General features: G+C 66.8%; 14 protein-coding genes and 3 pseudogenes. 10 read left to right on the top strand and 7 right to left on the bottom strand.

The window, feature by feature from the left end:
• Positions 1-34: 34 nt before the first annotated feature.
• From A3CE_RS0112830 to A3CE_RS0112825, 6 genes and pseudogenes are all read left to right on the top strand, one after another.
• Positions 35-739: a TetR family transcriptional regulator gene (locus A3CE_RS0112830; protein ID WP_084641509.1), complete on the top strand. Its 705-nt coding sequence runs from the start codon at positions 35-37 to the stop codon at positions 737-739.
• A gap of 359 nt (positions 740-1,098) precedes the next feature.
• Positions 1,099-1,359: pseudogene (locus A3CE_RS59585) on the top strand (tyrosine-type recombinase/integrase); the annotation flags it as partial.
• Between the two features lie 593 nt (positions 1,360-1,952).
• Positions 1,953-2,324 carry a transposase gene (locus A3CE_RS58570; RefSeq protein ID WP_312024843.1) on the top strand — a complete coding sequence of 124 codons (372 nt, stop codon included), beginning with the start codon at positions 1,953-1,955 and terminating at the stop codon, positions 2,322-2,324.
• Complete coding sequence (locus A3CE_RS57995; protein ID WP_211231908.1) at positions 2,248-2,574, top strand: transposase; 327 nt, start codon at positions 2,248-2,250, stop codon at positions 2,572-2,574. Before A3CE_RS58570 ends, A3CE_RS57995 begins: the two co-directional genes overlap by 77 nt.
• A gap of 35 nt (positions 2,575-2,609) precedes the next feature.
• Positions 2,610-3,149, top strand: coding sequence for a hypothetical protein (locus A3CE_RS57990; RefSeq protein ID WP_211231846.1), 540 nt, complete (start codon positions 2,610-2,612; stop codon positions 3,147-3,149).
• A 527-nt stretch (positions 3,150-3,676) separates the two neighbouring features.
• The gene (locus A3CE_RS0112825; protein ID WP_020640491.1) at positions 3,677-4,594 is read left to right on the top strand and encodes an aldo/keto reductase; all 918 of its coding nucleotides are present in this window, start codon (positions 3,677-3,679) and stop codon (positions 4,592-4,594) included.
• A gap of 326 nt (positions 4,595-4,920) precedes the next feature.
• Here A3CE_RS0112825 and A3CE_RS0112820 read toward each other — a convergent pair whose 3' ends face one another.
• Positions 4,921-5,823, bottom strand: a complete 903-nt coding sequence (locus tag A3CE_RS0112820) for a helix-turn-helix transcriptional regulator (protein ID WP_125592317.1) — start codon at positions 5,821-5,823, stop codon at positions 4,921-4,923.
• A gap of 81 nt (positions 5,824-5,904) precedes the next feature.
• Here A3CE_RS0112820 and A3CE_RS58565 point away from each other — a divergent pair.
• Positions 5,905-6,048 (top strand): annotated as a pseudogene (locus A3CE_RS58565) (FAD-dependent oxidoreductase); the annotation flags it as partial.
• 144 nt (positions 6,049-6,192) lie between these two features.
• Here the strand turns inward: A3CE_RS58565 and A3CE_RS0112810 are convergent.
• From A3CE_RS0112810 to A3CE_RS0112795, 4 genes are all read right to left on the bottom strand, one after another.
• Positions 6,193-6,702 (bottom strand): nuclear transport factor 2 family protein, encoded by a 510-nt coding sequence (locus A3CE_RS0112810; protein ID WP_020639494.1) that lies wholly within the window; start codon positions 6,700-6,702, stop codon positions 6,193-6,195.
• 257 nt (positions 6,703-6,959) lie between these two features.
• Positions 6,960-7,811 carry an LLM class flavin-dependent oxidoreductase gene (locus A3CE_RS0112805; protein WP_020640488.1) on the bottom strand — a complete coding sequence of 284 codons (852 nt, stop codon included), beginning with the start codon at positions 7,809-7,811 and terminating at the stop codon, positions 6,960-6,962.
• A gap of 29 nt (positions 7,812-7,840) precedes the next feature.
• On the bottom strand, positions 7,841-8,710 hold the full coding sequence (locus A3CE_RS0112800) for an alpha/beta fold hydrolase (RefSeq protein ID WP_020640487.1): 870 nt from the start codon (positions 8,708-8,710) through the stop codon (positions 7,841-7,843).
• The gene (locus tag A3CE_RS0112795) at positions 8,707-9,717 is read right to left on the bottom strand and encodes a VOC family protein (RefSeq protein ID WP_020640486.1); all 1,011 of its coding nucleotides are present in this window, start codon (positions 9,715-9,717) and stop codon (positions 8,707-8,709) included. The genes A3CE_RS0112800 and A3CE_RS0112795 overlap by 4 nt, the downstream gene beginning before the upstream one ends.
• Positions 9,718-9,840: 123 nt before the next feature.
• On the opposite strand from A3CE_RS0112795, the gene A3CE_RS0112790 reads away from it, so the two are divergent.
• A complete protein-coding gene (locus tag A3CE_RS0112790) occupies positions 9,841-10,314 on the top strand; it encodes a MarR family winged helix-turn-helix transcriptional regulator (RefSeq protein ID WP_020640485.1) in 474 nt (157 codons plus the stop codon).
• A gap of 82 nt (positions 10,315-10,396) precedes the next feature.
• Here A3CE_RS0112790 and A3CE_RS56450 read toward each other — a convergent pair whose 3' ends face one another.
• Positions 10,397-10,579: a hypothetical protein gene (locus A3CE_RS56450; protein ID WP_125592315.1), complete on the bottom strand. Its 183-nt coding sequence runs from the start codon at positions 10,577-10,579 to the stop codon at positions 10,397-10,399.
• Between the two features lie 628 nt (positions 10,580-11,207).
• On the opposite strand from A3CE_RS56450, the gene A3CE_RS0112780 reads away from it, so the two are divergent.
• Both A3CE_RS0112780 and A3CE_RS55065 read left to right on the top strand, forming a co-directional pair.
• Positions 11,208-11,699 carry an integrase core domain-containing protein gene (locus A3CE_RS0112780; protein ID WP_245589503.1) on the top strand — a complete coding sequence of 164 codons (492 nt, stop codon included), beginning with the start codon at positions 11,208-11,210 and terminating at the stop codon, positions 11,697-11,699.
• Positions 11,700-11,752: 53 nt separating this feature from the next.
• Positions 11,753-11,956: pseudogene (locus tag A3CE_RS55065) on the top strand (IS5/IS1182 family transposase); the annotation flags it as partial.
• 237 nt (positions 11,957-12,193) lie between these two features.
• Here A3CE_RS55065 and A3CE_RS0112770 read toward each other — a convergent pair.
• Positions 12,194-14,062, bottom strand: a complete 1,869-nt coding sequence (locus A3CE_RS0112770; RefSeq protein WP_020640481.1) for a RiPP maturation radical SAM C-methyltransferase — start codon at positions 14,060-14,062, stop codon at positions 12,194-12,196.
• Positions 14,063-14,065: the final 3 nt, after the last annotated feature.

Raw genomic sequence — 14,065 nt, 5'->3', positions numbered from 1 at the left:
ACGAAAAATTGAGTGGCTAGACTATGCTGAGGTGATGGAAGCGCGATCGGTGACCTGGACGACCACGCGTGCCCCGGAGGAGGGTGCGCCGGCTCGGGAGGGGTTGCGCGCGCGGAAGAAGCGGTTGATGCGTCAGCAGCTGTCCGACGCGGCGACCGAGATGTTCATGGAACGGGGCTTCGACGCTGTCCGGGTATCGGAGGTCGCCGAGGCGTGCGGCGTGTCCGAGCAGACCGTGTTCAACTACTTCCCGACCAAGGAGTCGCTGGTCCTGGACCGCTGGGACGCCACGGCCGCGTCACTGCGGTCGAGCTTGGCCGATGTCGGGACACCGCTCGTGACGGCCGTCCAGCGGATCGTGGCCGGCGAGCTCGGGGATTTGCTGTCCTGGCTCGGAGGGCAGGACGATCCGGTGCGGGCTCGTGCCACGATGCGGCGCTTCACCGAGCTGGTCGAGGACACGTCCGCACTGCGCGCGCATCAGCGCGACGCGCGGGATCAGGTGGTCGCCGTCGCGGCGGGGATCCTGGCCGAGCGGATCGGCCTGAGCCCGGACGCCCCGGAGCCGAGGATTGCCGCGACCGCGCTGGTGGGGCTGTGGGACGTGAAGGCCGATGCGGTGAAGAAGCACCTGTACGGCGACCTCGGCTTGGACGAGGTTCGCGAGCGTGTCCTGGAGGAGGTCCGCCGCGCCGCGCAAGTGATCGACGGCGGCCTTCGAGCGTGGATTGACGGGTGAGTTTCTTGAAGCACCCAAGGGTAGGGACGTGGACATCGACGTCGTGCCGGCGTGGATCGGCGAAGCCGTCTCCCAGTCTCTGCCCCAGGAGGCGCATTGGTGGCATGCGCGGAAGCTGGCTCAGCTGACCGTGAGTGAATCAAGGCCCCCGACGATGCCTCGCGCCGGATCTGTCCCGTGATCGGCGTTTCCGGCGTCGTTGATCAGTAGGTTCAGCTTTACTCGTCGAGGTCTGCTCGGTGGAGGTGTCTGGCTGATCGGGTTGCGGCGGCGCGGCCGGTGAGCGGACTATCCCCGGTAGTGGTCCGCGGCTGGACGAACGTGGCCATGGTTCGTGGTACTTCTCGCTGGAGCTGCCGGTGGGCCGCGATGGACAGCGGCATCGGGTGCGGCGTGGCGGTTTCTCTTCTGGTGTCGCCGCGGAACAAGCACGGGGGTACTTACTGGGCAACGATATCGATCCGGCTGCGGCCGTGGTGACGGTGGGGCAGTGGCTGGATATCTGGTTGGAGATGCGCCAGAATCTGAGCTTCTCCACTCGGCGGCTCTATATTCAGCACGTCCGTGACTACCTCAAGCCGTACCTGGGAAGTGTGCCGTTGCGGTCGTTGACGGTCGCGCGGGTGCAGGCGATGTTCGCAGCGTTGATCCGCACCAACTCGAGTCGCACCCGGCCCTTGTCTTACGCGACGCTGCAGCGCGTCCGAGGGGTTCTTCATGCCGCGCTCAACGGTGCGATCCGCCGGGGACTGCTCGACCGGAACCCGGCACATTGGATCGAACTTCCCTCCGGGCGCCGGCCGCGTGCTGTGGTGTGGACCGAAGGCCGAGAAGCTCACTGGCGCCAAACCGGCGAGCGCCCGGCCGTAGCAGTCTGGACTCCGACGCAGACAGCGGCGTTCCTGGAGAGCAGCTATGACCACCCGTTGCACGTGCTGTACCTGCTCGTCGCGCTGCTTGGCCTGCGCCGGGGTGAAGCGGCAGGCCTACGGTGGTGCGACATCGATAACGCGTGCGTGCTGCAGGTGTCGCACCAGGTGCAGGACCACAATGGCCGGACCGTGATCTGCCCGCTGAAAACCGAGAGCAGTGTCCGCGTCCTTGCATTGGACAGTATTTCTGTATCAGCACTGCGAGCCTTGCGCGCCGAGCGGAGGCGTCGGCTACTGGGCGATGCGGCGTTGACCGGGTTCTTGTTCGTTAACCCGGCCGGATCGACATTGACCGGTTCCGCAATATCGTCGCCCGCCGGCAGATACCGCGCTGCGACGACGGCCGTATCGTGCTGGGAATCGACGTCAGCAACTGGCTGCGTCCGGACGCGAACACCAGCCCGGAGCGGCTGTTCTGCCACACCTACGCACGCGGCAAGGGCCAAGCCCAGATGATCCCCGGGTGGCCCTACTCCTTCGTCGCGGCGCTGGAGCCGGGCCGCGCATCGTGGACGGCGATCCTGGACCCCCAGCGGCTGGGTCCCGACGAGGGCACCGCCGTCGCCGCCCCCCCAGCTGCGCACGGTCACCGAAGAGCTCATCGCGGCTGGGCACTGGCGCGAGGGCGATCCGGAGATCTGGATCGTCGGTGACACCGGCTACGACGGCCCGCGGCTGGCGTTCCTGCTGGCCGATCTGCCGGTCCGGGTGCTGGTGCGAGTGCGATCAGATCGTGTGATGGCCTACCCGGCGGCGCCGCGGCGCCCGGTGCGCGGCACGGAGCCGAGTTCAAGTTCAAGGACTCCCGCACATGGCCCGCGCCCGCCCACGCCACGACTACCCAGACCACGAGATACGGCACCGCGCAAGCTCGTTCGTGGGATCGACTGCATCCCAAGCTGACCCACCGCGGCACCTGGGCCGACCACGACGGTGACGTGCCGATCATCGAGGGCACGGTGATCCGGTTGCAGGTCGACCGGCTGCCCGGTGACGGCACACCGAAACCGTTGTGGCTATGGTTCTCCGGCACCGCGATCACCGCGGCCGGCATGGATCGGTTATGGCAGATGTTCCTGCGCCGCTTCGACCTCGAGCACACCTTCCGGTTCCTCAAGCAAACCCTGGGCTGGACGAAGCCTCGCGTTCGCACCCCCGGCGCGGCCGACCGCTGGACCTGGTTGATCATCGCCGCGCACACCCAACTCCGGCTCGCCCGCCACGTCACCGAAGACCTGTGCCGTCCCTGGGAAAAGACGCCCGCCACCCCCGGCCGACTGACCCCCGCCCGCGTCCGCCGGGGGTTTCGCAACATCCGACCGGCAACCACCCTGCCCGCCAGCGCACCGAAACCAACACGACCAGGCCCAGGCCGCCCATCCGGATCAAGGAACAACACCCGCGCCCTCGTATGCCACGTCGGCAAGACCACCAAAAGGGACACAGCGACCACAGCCACAACGCAGCAACCACGTTAAGAACAAGCTAAGAGCTCGCCGTCTTCGACTTCTGCGGGATCGGCGCCGCGGCATTTGGACCTGGCGGAGTCGTCGCCAGCGGCGGCTTCCGCTGAGTGGAGTATGAGGTGCAGCGCCACCTCCTCGGCTGGGCACCGGGGTTGGGGCCAGTGGCCAGCGGTGAGGTCGTCGAAGGAGCGTGCGGCTTGCCGGCGCCAGACGGCGTTCTGTCGCCAGGTGATCCGTGGGAACTCGTCGAACACGGCCCCGGCACCAGTGTCGTCCACCGGCTTGTCACCGTGTTCGAGGACTTCGTCGTAAGCTTGATCGGCCAGAACTCCGGCTGCGGTCCACAGGGCTGCCAACGTTCTTCGCCGACGCCTTTCCCGTGCGCATGCGGTACATGGCTTCCCCGGCAGCGGTCATCGCGTCCTGGCGCCGGGCCGAACTGGCAGTAGTCGATCACGGCGTTGGGCAGGCAGTCCTGGCCATGGACAACCGCTGTGCCCCGGTTTCTCCTCCGTCGCGGCTGGGCTACGTTGGAAAGCATGACAAAGCTCGGCACCACGGAACTGGATATCTTCGGACTCAACCTCGGCGGCGCCGTCTTCGGTCGCACCGCAGACGAATCCATGTCGTTCGCCGTGCTTGACGCCTACACCGGGGCCGGCGGCAACTTCTTGGACACGGCGAACGCATACGGCGGTGGCGGCGGCTCGGAGACGATCATCGGCAAGTGGCTCACCGCACGCGGCCGGCGGGACGACATGGTGATCGCAACCAAGGTCGGCGCCGGGGACCAGCGGCCGGGTCTGTCGGCGGCGAACATCGCCGTGGCCGTCGAGGAATCCCTGCGCCGCCTGCAAACCGACCACATCGACCTCTACTACGCACACCGGGACGATCTCGACGCCCCGCAAGAGGAAACGCTAGCCGCGTTCGACGGGCTCGTCCGCGCGGGCAAAGTACGGCACATCGCGGCGTCGAACTTTGAACCCGACCGGCTCGCCTCTGCACTGTCCATCTCGGACCGTGAAGGTTTCGCAAAATACGTCGCCCTGCAACCGCATTACAATCTCGTGAAACGCGACTACGAGAAGAAACTGGCGCCCCTGGTCGCCCGTGAGAACCTCGTCACCCTGCCATATTCCGGTCTGGCACAGGGATTCCTCACCGGCAAATACCGCTCGAAGGACCAGCAGTCGGGCGACCCGTCACGCGCCGCGCGAGCGTTGGAATATCTGGACGCGCGCGGCGAGCGAGTGCTCGACGTACTCGAAGAAGTGGCTGTCGCAAATGCGGTTTCGGTCACCAGTGTCGCACTGGCCTGGTTGCGCGTGCAGCCGACGGTCGCCGCGCCGATCGCGAGCGCACGCACCCCGGAACAGTTGCCCGATCTGCTCGAGTCGGTTTCGCTCGAGCTCACCGACGGCGAGCTCGCCGCACTGAGTCAGGTCTCGAGCTGATTCCTGCCGAGCACAGACTTAAAGGTCAGTTCAGAATGAGTCGGCGTGTCGGCTTTGCTGGGACTGCAGGACTTTCCAAAATCTTGGTATGCGTGAGGAGGTTCTGACCGACCAGCTGTGGGAGCGGCTGGAGCCGCTACTTCCGGTGCATCCACGGCGTTTCCGCTAGCCAGGCCGCAAGCGGGCCGACGACCGCGCGGCACGGGAAGGCATCCTGTACGTTCCCGGCCCCGGTGACCACGACTCAGGTGCGGATCGTCGTCGCAGCCGGGCAAAACAGCTTTTCGCGGATTGCGGAGGTGGCGCCGTGCCACGGCGTGGAGCCGCTACTCGACGGAAGGCGATTTCGTCGGATGCAGTGTGGCCAGGATTCGGTCTGCCGGGCTGCCGGGGTCGGCCCGGAACAGCACCAGCCGCTGCCCTTGCGCCCGGCCGGGGAGTACGGCGCAGCTCAGTTCGAGCTTCGCGCGCGGATGCAGGACCAGCTTGGGGCCTGGCTTCAGCAGGCCGGCCTGGTGGCGTTCCCACAGTTCGGTGAAGGAGGCGCTGCCAGCCCGGAGTCGGCGAACAAACCGGACCGAATCGTGGTCTCCGGCCCGCAGGCCGACGGCCAAGCGCAGGTCCGCCACGTAGGCCCGGCTGGTCTGTTCCTGTTCCTCGGGCCGGGCGATGGAGTCGCGCCAGGCCCGATCGGCGAACCATCGCCAGATGATGTTCCGGTCGATGCCGGTCCGGCCGGCGAACGGGGCGTAGACCTCGGCACTGAGAGCGTTCTGGGCCAGCACGGCGCCGAGGTCGTCGGTGATCAGGCCGATCGTGGTGGGCCCGAGCGAGCCGAGCGCGGTGAGCAGGCTGGGATCCGTCGCCGAGTGCGGGGCGGGCGGCCGCGGCGGCGGGGCATGCCCGGCCAGCGTGTACAGGTACCCGGTTTCGTCGCTGGTCAGGCGCAACGTGCGAGCGAGAGCTCCGAGCACCGACACGGACGGCTGAGGGCCGCGGGCCTGCTCGAGCCGCTCGTAGTAGTTGGCCGACATCGCCGTCAGCATGGCCACTTCCTCCCGGCGCAGCTCCGGGGTGCGGCGCCGGGTGCCGGGTGGCAGGCCGAGGTCCGCCGGGGTCAGGGCTTCCCGGCGCCGACGCAGGAAGTCACCGAGCGCCGCACGGTCCATCCGCACGCTCGGGGACAGGGCTCGACGCGGTGTGCGGGACTTCCGTGGTTGCGGCGTCACGCCCCCAAGGTAGCGGCGGGCGCCGTAGCCTCGGATCGGCAGACCGTGGATGAGCTTTCACGACGCTGCCATGCTCGGCGGGTGTCGAAACGAATACTGATATCGGGTGGCAGCGTGGCGGGGCCCGCCCTCGCTTACTGGCTCGGGTGCGCCGGCTGGGAGACCACGGTCGTGGAAGCCGCTCCCGCGCTGCGCCGCGGCGGCTACGCTGTCGACTTCCGTGGACCCCGGCGCAGGTACCGGCGCCGCAGCTCGGCCTGCTTGACGTCGTCCTCCGCGACCAGCACGAACGCGCACATCCCAGCCTCCCGCACGGCCAATGGTCGGCGATCCCAGGGCAGGGCATCCCGCCGCCGCTGCCGCACCCGGTCAGGCGGTCGGCGGGGTCCAGGTGGCGGGCAGGCCGGACTGGGCCAGCAGGGTGGCGAGGCTGTAGTAGTCCCGGTCGCTGACGATCAGGCCCTGCCGCAGTTCGAGGATCGTCGTGGCGGGCACCGCGAACGGTGCCGGCGCGCCGTGGATCTGTCCTGAGTAGACTGTCTCGATCGCGATGTGGTCGCCGCCGCGGAACGACTCCTTGACCGTGACGTGCACGTTCGCGATCAACAGGTCGGTGCGCTGCTTCCAGGAGGCGACCCCGTCCCGGCCCGTCGAGACCACGTTGACGCCGAAGTCGGTGTAGGTGGCGTCGGCGGTGAACAGCTTCGCCAGCGCCTGCGGGTCGGTGCCGCTCCACGCCGACGCCCAGGCCGCCACGATGCCGGGACGCCCGTGCCCGGGTTGGCGGTGGTCGGCGGACGCGCTGCCGCTCAGGGCGGTGACACCGGCAACGGCGGCGGCGAGAACGGCCAGGACGCGCTTCACTGCGGAGATCTTCATGGTGGTTTCCTCACTGTGGTGAAAGGGAGTGGTGAACGGGACCGGACACCGGGGTAGCGCACCGTGCCGGCGCGACGGCTAGCTCCTCGACCTCGGTGATGGTTTATCGCTATGTTAGTGGCCATAACTAAGCATTGGCATGTCGTACTGAGTCAACCCATAACGTGAAATGAGGTTCTCGTGATGACCGAGCAACAGCTGACCCGACGTGACCGGTACCGGCGCCGGACCGTGGCCGGCGATCCCCCATCAGGGAGTCAAAGGACGACGTCCGCCAAGCGGCTGATCTCGTCGAGGTCGTCGCTCGTCGGGTTCAAGAAGACTTCTTCGGCGCCGAGAGCCTCGTACTCCTTGACGGCCGCGGCGATCTCCTCCGTCGTCGTGCACACTCCCCCCACGACGATATCGAGGAACTCACCGGACCCGGCGTAGTAATCCGCCACGTTCGCGCGGCCCTTGTCGACGTCACCGAGGGCGAAGTAGGCGATACCGATCAGACGCGGCTCGCCGTCACGTCCGGCTTCGCGCCAAGCGGCTCGCGCGTTGTCGAACAACATACCCGCCATGGACGCGGGGACGGATGGGCCGACATAGCCTTCGCCGTGTTCGGCCATCCGCCTCATAGCACGCGCATTGCCGGCACCGAAGATGAGCGGAATCTGCCGCGTACCCGCAGGAACTGCCGGGTTCGGACCGCCGCCGAACGACTCACCGTTCCAGACCGACCGGTAGATCTGAAGGTCACGGTCCATCCGGCGTCCGCGATCGCCGGTGCCGAAACCGTCCACCACGAAGTCATCGGGTCGTAGCCCGACGCCGACGCCGAGGGTCAACCGGCCGCCGGACACGCCGTCGATGCCGGCGATCTCCTTCGCGAAAAGCGCGGCGGGCCAGGACGGGGCCAGCATGATGTTGCTGAACAGGCCGACCCTCTTGGTGGCACCGGCCGCGGCAGCCAGGGCCACGGTGTCCATCACGCCCGGGTACGCGAGCCTGCCAACTGTGCTCACGCTCCCGAAGCCGGCCTGCTCCGCGCGACTGGCCCACTCCGGGATCACGCTCGCATCAACGTCGCGTACCTGGTTCGGGAGTCCGATTCCGAGTTTCATCTTTTGTCCTCGTGCGTTTGGCGGATAAACTATGCGAGAGGGGAAATCAGGGTCCTGTTGGCCTTGAGGAATGAGGTGGCCAGTGCGGCGAATTCGTCCTGCCGCTCGATCTGCACCCAATGACCGCATTCGCCGAACACGTGCAGCTGTGACGGCCTGATGAGGTGATGGAGGCGCAGAGACGTCTCGAGCGGGATGACCTGGTCGTCGCGTCCGTGCAGGATCAGGGTGGGGCAGGTCAGCGAGGCGATGTTCTGTTCGGCGACGGCGAGGGCTTGGAGCCGTGCCTGGCGAGGGGCCGGGAACATGGCCGCGAAGGCGTCCTGCACTCCCGGCTGGGTCGCCGCGGCGAGCCGGAGTTCGGCGAGGTCATCGGTGACACGCGTGCGGTCGTGGGCGAACAAGTCGAGCAGGTCCCGCATGTTCTTCAGCGACGGGGTGAATCCCCAGACCCGTTCCAGTCCCGGCGTGATCGGGAAGTCGATCCCGACGCTGCCCATGAGAACGAGGCGGTCGATCCGCTCCGGGTGGCGAGTGGCCAGCTTCAGCGCGAGGGCGCCGCCGAAACTGTTGCCCACCAGTGACATTCCGGCCAAGCCGAGTGCGTCGGCGAAGTCCGTCAGGTGGGTCGTCCACGTGTCCAGGTCGTACCTGGCGCCCTCCGGCGCGGTGGTGTTCCCGAAGCCGAGCAGGTCCGGGGCGATGACCCGGAAGTTTTTCGCCAGCAACGGAATCACCGCGCGCCAGTTGGCGTGCGCGGTCACTCCGGGGCCGGAGCCGTGCAGAAGCAGCACCGGCGGGCCGGAGCCGATGTCGTGGTAGTAGGTCTTGATGCCGCCGGCCGAGATGCTCCGCCCGATCTCCGAGGTGCCGGCACCGATGGTCGCCCGGCCGGTCATGTCAGTGCGCCGACGGTTCGCCCGGTCACCATTCCGGCCTGCTCGGCGGTGGGCGGCGTGCCGTAGATCATGAACTCCGGAGGCATGGTCGTGCCGCCGATCGCGAGCCCGGCGCCCGTGGCGAACTCCTTCAGATCCCACACGCGGGTCTCGTAGTCCGGCTCGAACTGGAGGATGCCGGTGTTGCCGAAGAGCTCGATGCGGTTGCCCCCGGGTTCGAAGACGTAGAGGAACGCGCCCTGGGTGACGCCGTGCACGTCGGGACCCGCTTCGATGCGGACTCCGTACTCGCGGCAGATCTCGGCGAAGTCGGTGTTGTGCTGCGGGATGCCGTACCAGAAAGCGAGGTGGTGCAGCCGTCCCCGGCTCCCGGTCGCGTCCTTCATGATGGCGAGTTCGTGTCCCAGCGCGTTGACGCTCATCCACGCGCCCATCTCGGCCGGTCCGTCCACGACCGTCTCCCTGGTGCCGAAACCGAGGGTCTGCTCGAAGAGCGTTTTCTGCTCGGTCACGTCGGACGCCATCAGGTTGACGTGGTCCAGGCGCCGCGGCGGAATGCCTTGCAGGGGACGCTTCGAAGGCCGGGTCAGGATCGGCGAGCGCAGCGATTCCGGTGCCCGGTACTTCTCCACGTCCCAGACGAGTTCCATCGGGTGCCCGTCCGGTGAGGTGAAGCCGAAGGTCGGACCGACCCCGAGGTCACCGTCGGTGGGGCCGGTACCCAAGCCGGCCTTGTCGAGTGCCACCGCCCGTCGGTCGAATGCGTCCCGTGACGCGGTCCGCCAGCCGAGCATGCCCAGCCCCGGCTGGTCCGCGGCGGTGAGTTTGAGGCTGTGGTGGTAGGGGTCCTCATAGCAGCGGAGGTACACCGAGTCGCCCTGGCGACCGGTCTCCCGCATGCCGAGCAAGGTCTGAAAGAACCAGAGTGACCCGCCGAGGTCTGCCGTGAAGAGCTCGGCGTGGGCGAGGTGGGCGATCTCATTGCGAACGAGAGGTGAAACGGACATCGTCGTCTCCGGGTGGTCGCGTAGGTTGATTGCTGACCAGTTGATAGCTGACGCATCAGCGATCTAAGACTCCGCCTTGATCCCTGTCTTGTCAACTACTGACTGTTCAGCAATAGTGGAGGCATGCCTGCCTCCGACCCGCTGCTGGACGACGAGCGCCTGACTGCCATCGGGCTCTTCGTCGAGGCGAAAAGCGCGCTCGTGCGCCGGCTCGACGAAGAGCTGCGCCGGGATGTCGGCATGTCGCTGAGCAGCTACGAAGCGTTGATCCGGCTCGGCCGGTCTCCCGGACGCCGGCTGCGTCAGGTCGAACTCAGCCGGCAGCTCTCCCTCACCACGGGCGGCATGACGCGCATGATCGACCGCCTGGCCGCCGACGGACTGGTGCGGCGCACGCCGTGCGCCGACGACCGACGCGTGTCCTACGCCGAACTGACCGAAGAGGGTCTTCGTGCCGTGGAGCGGGCCACCGAGGTGCATCTCGTGAGCTTGCAGAAGCATTTCGTCGAGCCACTCGGAGAAGACGGCGTCGCGACTCTCGCCGCCGCCGCGCGTCGTCTACGCGACGCACTCGTCCCCCAGGTCGACGTTCGGTAGAAGCCGTTGCCTCTCACCGGGCACCACGTCGACGGTCGTCCGCGCAACCTGCAGTTCCCTTGTAGATTCGGGAAAGGCTCCCTCAGTTGATGTCGGCTCTGCTCACCGCGCCAAGGGTCGCCGGCTTGGCGTTGAGCTGCGACGGGCTCCGGCTGCTGGCGACGGTCGAGGTGCCGAACGCGGCAAAGTCGAGATCTGTCCAGCAGTTGTGGGAGATACCGCTGACCGGCGGCGCGGCCCTGTGGGGTTCCAGAAGTCTACTCATGCATTCTGACCTGCGGCAATGGCTCGTTCGGCGGTAGGGCATGATCGCCGGCCATGTCGCTGCGTCTGCTCTACCTGATCTTCCTCCGGCTGGTGGGCCTGCTGGTGTTGCTCGGCCGTTCGTCAGCGTCCAAGAACATCGAGTTGCTGGTGCTGCGCCACGAGGTCGCCGTACTGCGCAGAGGCAACCCGAAACCTTGTCTGGATTGGGCTGACCGGGCTGTGTTCGCGGGGCTGGCTCGGCTGCTGCCCAAGGCGCTGCGATCACACCGGCTGGTTACCCCGGGCACGATTCTGCGCTGGCACCGTCGGCTGGTAGCCGCGAAGTGGACCTATCCACACCGGCATGGGCGTCCGCCCGTTGATGAGGCGATCGTCGGGCTGATCGAACGGATGGCCGGAGAGAACCACGGCTGGGGGTACAAGAGGATCCAGGGTGAGCTGATCAAGCTTGGCCACCGGGTCGGGTCCTCGACGATCCGGCGGATCCTGAAGCGGGCGCGCATACCTCCAGCGCCGGACCGACGTACCGACACGACCTGGCGGCAGTTTCTGCGTACACAGGCCTCGACGATGCTGGCGTGCGATTCTTCCACGTCGACTGTGCGCTCACGCTCAAGCGGATCTACGTGTTCTTCGTTCTGGAGGTCGGCAGCCGCTACGTCCACGTCCTGGGCACGACCACGAACCCGGACGGTAGATGGACCACCCAGCAAATCCGCAACCTCGTGGTGGAGCTCGGCGATCGAGTCGACGAGTTCAGATTTCTCATCCGCGACCGGGCCGGCCAGTTCGCGGCGTCCTTCGATCCCGTCCTGGCCGACGTGGGCATCGAAACGATAAGGATTCCGCCACGCTGCCCACGGGCGAACGGCTACGCCGAGCGATTCGTGCTGACAGCCAGAACCGAACTCACCGATCGTATGTTGATGCTCAACGAGCGGCATCTGCGGGCCGCGCTCGCCGAGTACGTCCGGCACTACAACGGTCAACGGCCGCACCGTTCTCGCCAGCTTCGCCCACCCCGTCCCACCTACCCCGTGGCAGACCTCAACACTCAGCGGTTCAAGCGGCAGCGGCTTCTTGGAGGCCTGATCAACGAATACGAACGAGCCGCGTAAAGCCGCTGGTGAGCGCCGGTGAGCGCCGGTGAGCGACTTTTGGAACCCCACAGGTTCCCACGCGGGATCATCGGCCGGCGACCCCGTCGAAGAACTACCGGTACTGCACCAACGCGCAGGTCGCGATCGATGCCGGGACCAGGTTGGTGATCGCCACCGGTGACCCGCAGCCGGGCAGCTGCAACGACTGCACCGTCTACCGCGACTCCGGTATCGCCGAGGCACTCGCCGACCGGCCGGTCATGGCCGACGGCGGTAATCGGACGCGGCACATCGCAGAGCCCACCAAAAGCCGATATTCGCGGATACGTTGCGTGTTCGTCTGTGTAATCGATGCTTCCCGAGCGCAGCAGCTTGTCAAGATTGTCCGCGCGGAGTCTCGAGCGCGGGGCAGGGCGAGGGCTCGAGGGAGACGGGGTAGTCACCGCGCCTCACTGCGGACGCGACTCGAACGCTCGTGCCGATGCCACTGGGCGACGGTTCGCTTTGGTCCTCTATCGCCCGGCTACCGCGGGCAATGCCAGAGCCAAAGCCAAGGTGTCGTCGAGGAACACGAGTCCGCGTTCGTGGAACTGCTCCAGCGCCTGGTGGACGGCTGTAACCGACATGTCCAGCTGGAGCGCGTCACGCACAGCGGACGCGGTCGTTGGGCGTTCGCTGCACGCGAGGTAGATGTCGGCGAGCGTGTCGTGGAAAGTGTAGGTTCCTTCGCGGCCCTTGTGCCTGCTGTCGTAGATCTGCAGAAAGCCGGGGCTCGACCAGTAGGTGAGCACTGGTGGGTCGGCTGCTTTCCACGCTTGGGACCAGTTGGCGACGGCCTGACGCAGCCCTTCGTACGCACTGTCGGGTAGAACGTCGTCCAGTTCGTACTCGAAGAAGTAGGCGGTTCGTGCGAGGTCGACGGTTTCCGGGTACACATATCGGTAGCTGCTTTCCGGTGTCCGGTGCCGCAGGCGGAACCGGTCCGGTTGGCTGTACAGCGGGCTGAATCGTTCCAACCATATCCGGTCCGCGTTCGACGGGGGACGCAGGTGGGTCAAATGGGGCACGACAGCAGCTTGTTCGGCGTAGTCGCGTGCGGTCTCGCCCGGGAATCCCCACAAGATGTTCCACGCCACGTGGATGCCGTAGTACTGCGCCCAGCGGAGCAGGTTGATGTTCTGCGCCGCCCGCACTCCCTTGTCCATGAGGCGTAGCACGTTGGAGCTGAGCGACTCCAGGCCGGGCTGGAGGACGGTCACACCGCCGCGCGCCAGGAGTCCGAGCTGCGCTCTGGTGAGGTTGGCCTTGGCTTCGTAAAAGATCTCGTAGTCCATGCCGTTTTCGGCGATTGTGGGAAACAGCGTCGTCAGGTAACTCAGGTCGAGGATGTTGTCGACGGCCTGGAAGCGGAAGCTGCGATAGCGCCTGGCCTGTCGCGCGAACTCGTCGAGCACCCGTTGCGGCGACTTGGCACGGAACCGCATCGCCGTCCCGTTGAGTCCACAGAATGTGCAGTGGTGTTTGGCGCCCCACCAGCAGCCCCGAGCACTTTCGAACGGAATCCAGACGTTGCGGTGCCCGGACCGGGGCAGCAGACCCAGGCCTTCCGCCTGTTCGAAGTATTCGTCGTAGTCCGGTGCCGGCAGGTCATCGAGGTTGGCCGGCGGCGGCGCCGGAGGTGTTGCGACCACTCGATCACCGACCCGGAGCGCGACCCCGGGAACGTCGGCGGGGTCGGATCCCGACGCCAGTGCGGACAGCAGGCCGGGAAACGCCCGGTCGCCCTCGCCGATGACAGCCAAGTCGATGCACTCGACCGACCGCACCCACTCGAGACCCATCTCATCGTCGAAATTCGCCCCGCCGAATACCGTCACAATATCCGGGTATCGCGCCTTGATGCGGCGCGCCATGGCAAACGAGGCAGTGTTCTGTTGAAATGTCGAACTGAAACCCACTATTCGCACTTCATGCCACGGAAAAGCGGACATGAGGTTGTCGAGAAAAAGGGGTACATCATGGTCGCGGGTGCGCAGGAGCTGACTCCGTGCCGCCTCGGGCGATCCGGCCAGGCAGGTGAGCTCGTCGGCGAACTCCGCTGTGAACTGCGCGTCGTGATCGGGCGCGGAGTCGCCGAAGGCTTCGACGGAGAACAGCCAGTCGCCGAGGAGGCGGCCTCGGTGCTCGGCGAGGACATGGTAGTAGCCGGCACCGATCTGGGCGGCGAGATCCAGGTTTGCGTACAACGTGCGCACCGGGAAGCCGTGCACTTCCCCGATCGCCTTGAGTAGTCCCAACTGGATCGACGGCCGGTCGACGTCCATGAACGGCATCGACACGATGACCGTTGGCCATGCGGCATGCCGCTCCGCGTCGGACATGTC

Origin of the sequence: Amycolatopsis balhimycina FH 1894 (assembly GCF_000384295.1) — a bacterium.
GTDB lineage: Bacteria > Actinomycetota > Actinomycetes > Mycobacteriales > Pseudonocardiaceae > Amycolatopsis > Amycolatopsis balhimycina.
Note: the sequence above shows the minus strand (reverse complement) of the source record. Positions and strands in the feature narration are given on the sequence as shown.

Bases quoted from the DNA above. Each gene is read 5' to 3' on its own strand.
- A3CE_RS0112830 (WP_084641509.1), top strand. From the start codon at position 35: ATGGAAGCGCGATCGGTGACCTGGACGACCACGCGTGCCCCGGAGGAG.
- A3CE_RS0112825 (WP_020640491.1), top strand. From the start codon at position 3,677: ATGACAAAGCTCGGCACCACGGAACTGGATATCTTCGGACTCAACCTC.
- A3CE_RS0112810 (WP_020639494.1), bottom strand. From the start codon at position 6,702: ATGAAGATCTCCGCAGTGAAGCGCGTCCTGGCCGTTCTCGCCGCCGCC.
- A3CE_RS0112805 (WP_020640488.1), bottom strand. From the start codon at position 7,811: ATGAAACTCGGAATCGGACTCCCGAACCAGGTACGCGACGTTGATGCG.
- A3CE_RS0112800 (WP_020640487.1), bottom strand. From the start codon at position 8,710: ATGACCGGCCGGGCGACCATCGGTGCCGGCACCTCGGAGATCGGGCGG.
- A3CE_RS0112795 (WP_020640486.1), bottom strand. From the start codon at position 9,717: ATGTCCGTTTCACCTCTCGTTCGCAATGAGATCGCCCACCTCGCCCAC.
- A3CE_RS0112790 (WP_020640485.1), top strand. From the start codon at position 9,841: ATGCCTGCCTCCGACCCGCTGCTGGACGACGAGCGCCTGACTGCCATC.
- A3CE_RS56450 (WP_125592315.1), bottom strand. From the start codon at position 10,579: ATGAGTAGACTTCTGGAACCCCACAGGGCCGCGCCGCCGGTCAGCGGT.
- A3CE_RS0112770 (WP_020640481.1), bottom strand. From the start codon at position 14,062: ATGTCCGACGCGGAGCGGCATGCCGCATGGCCAACGGTCATCGTGTCG.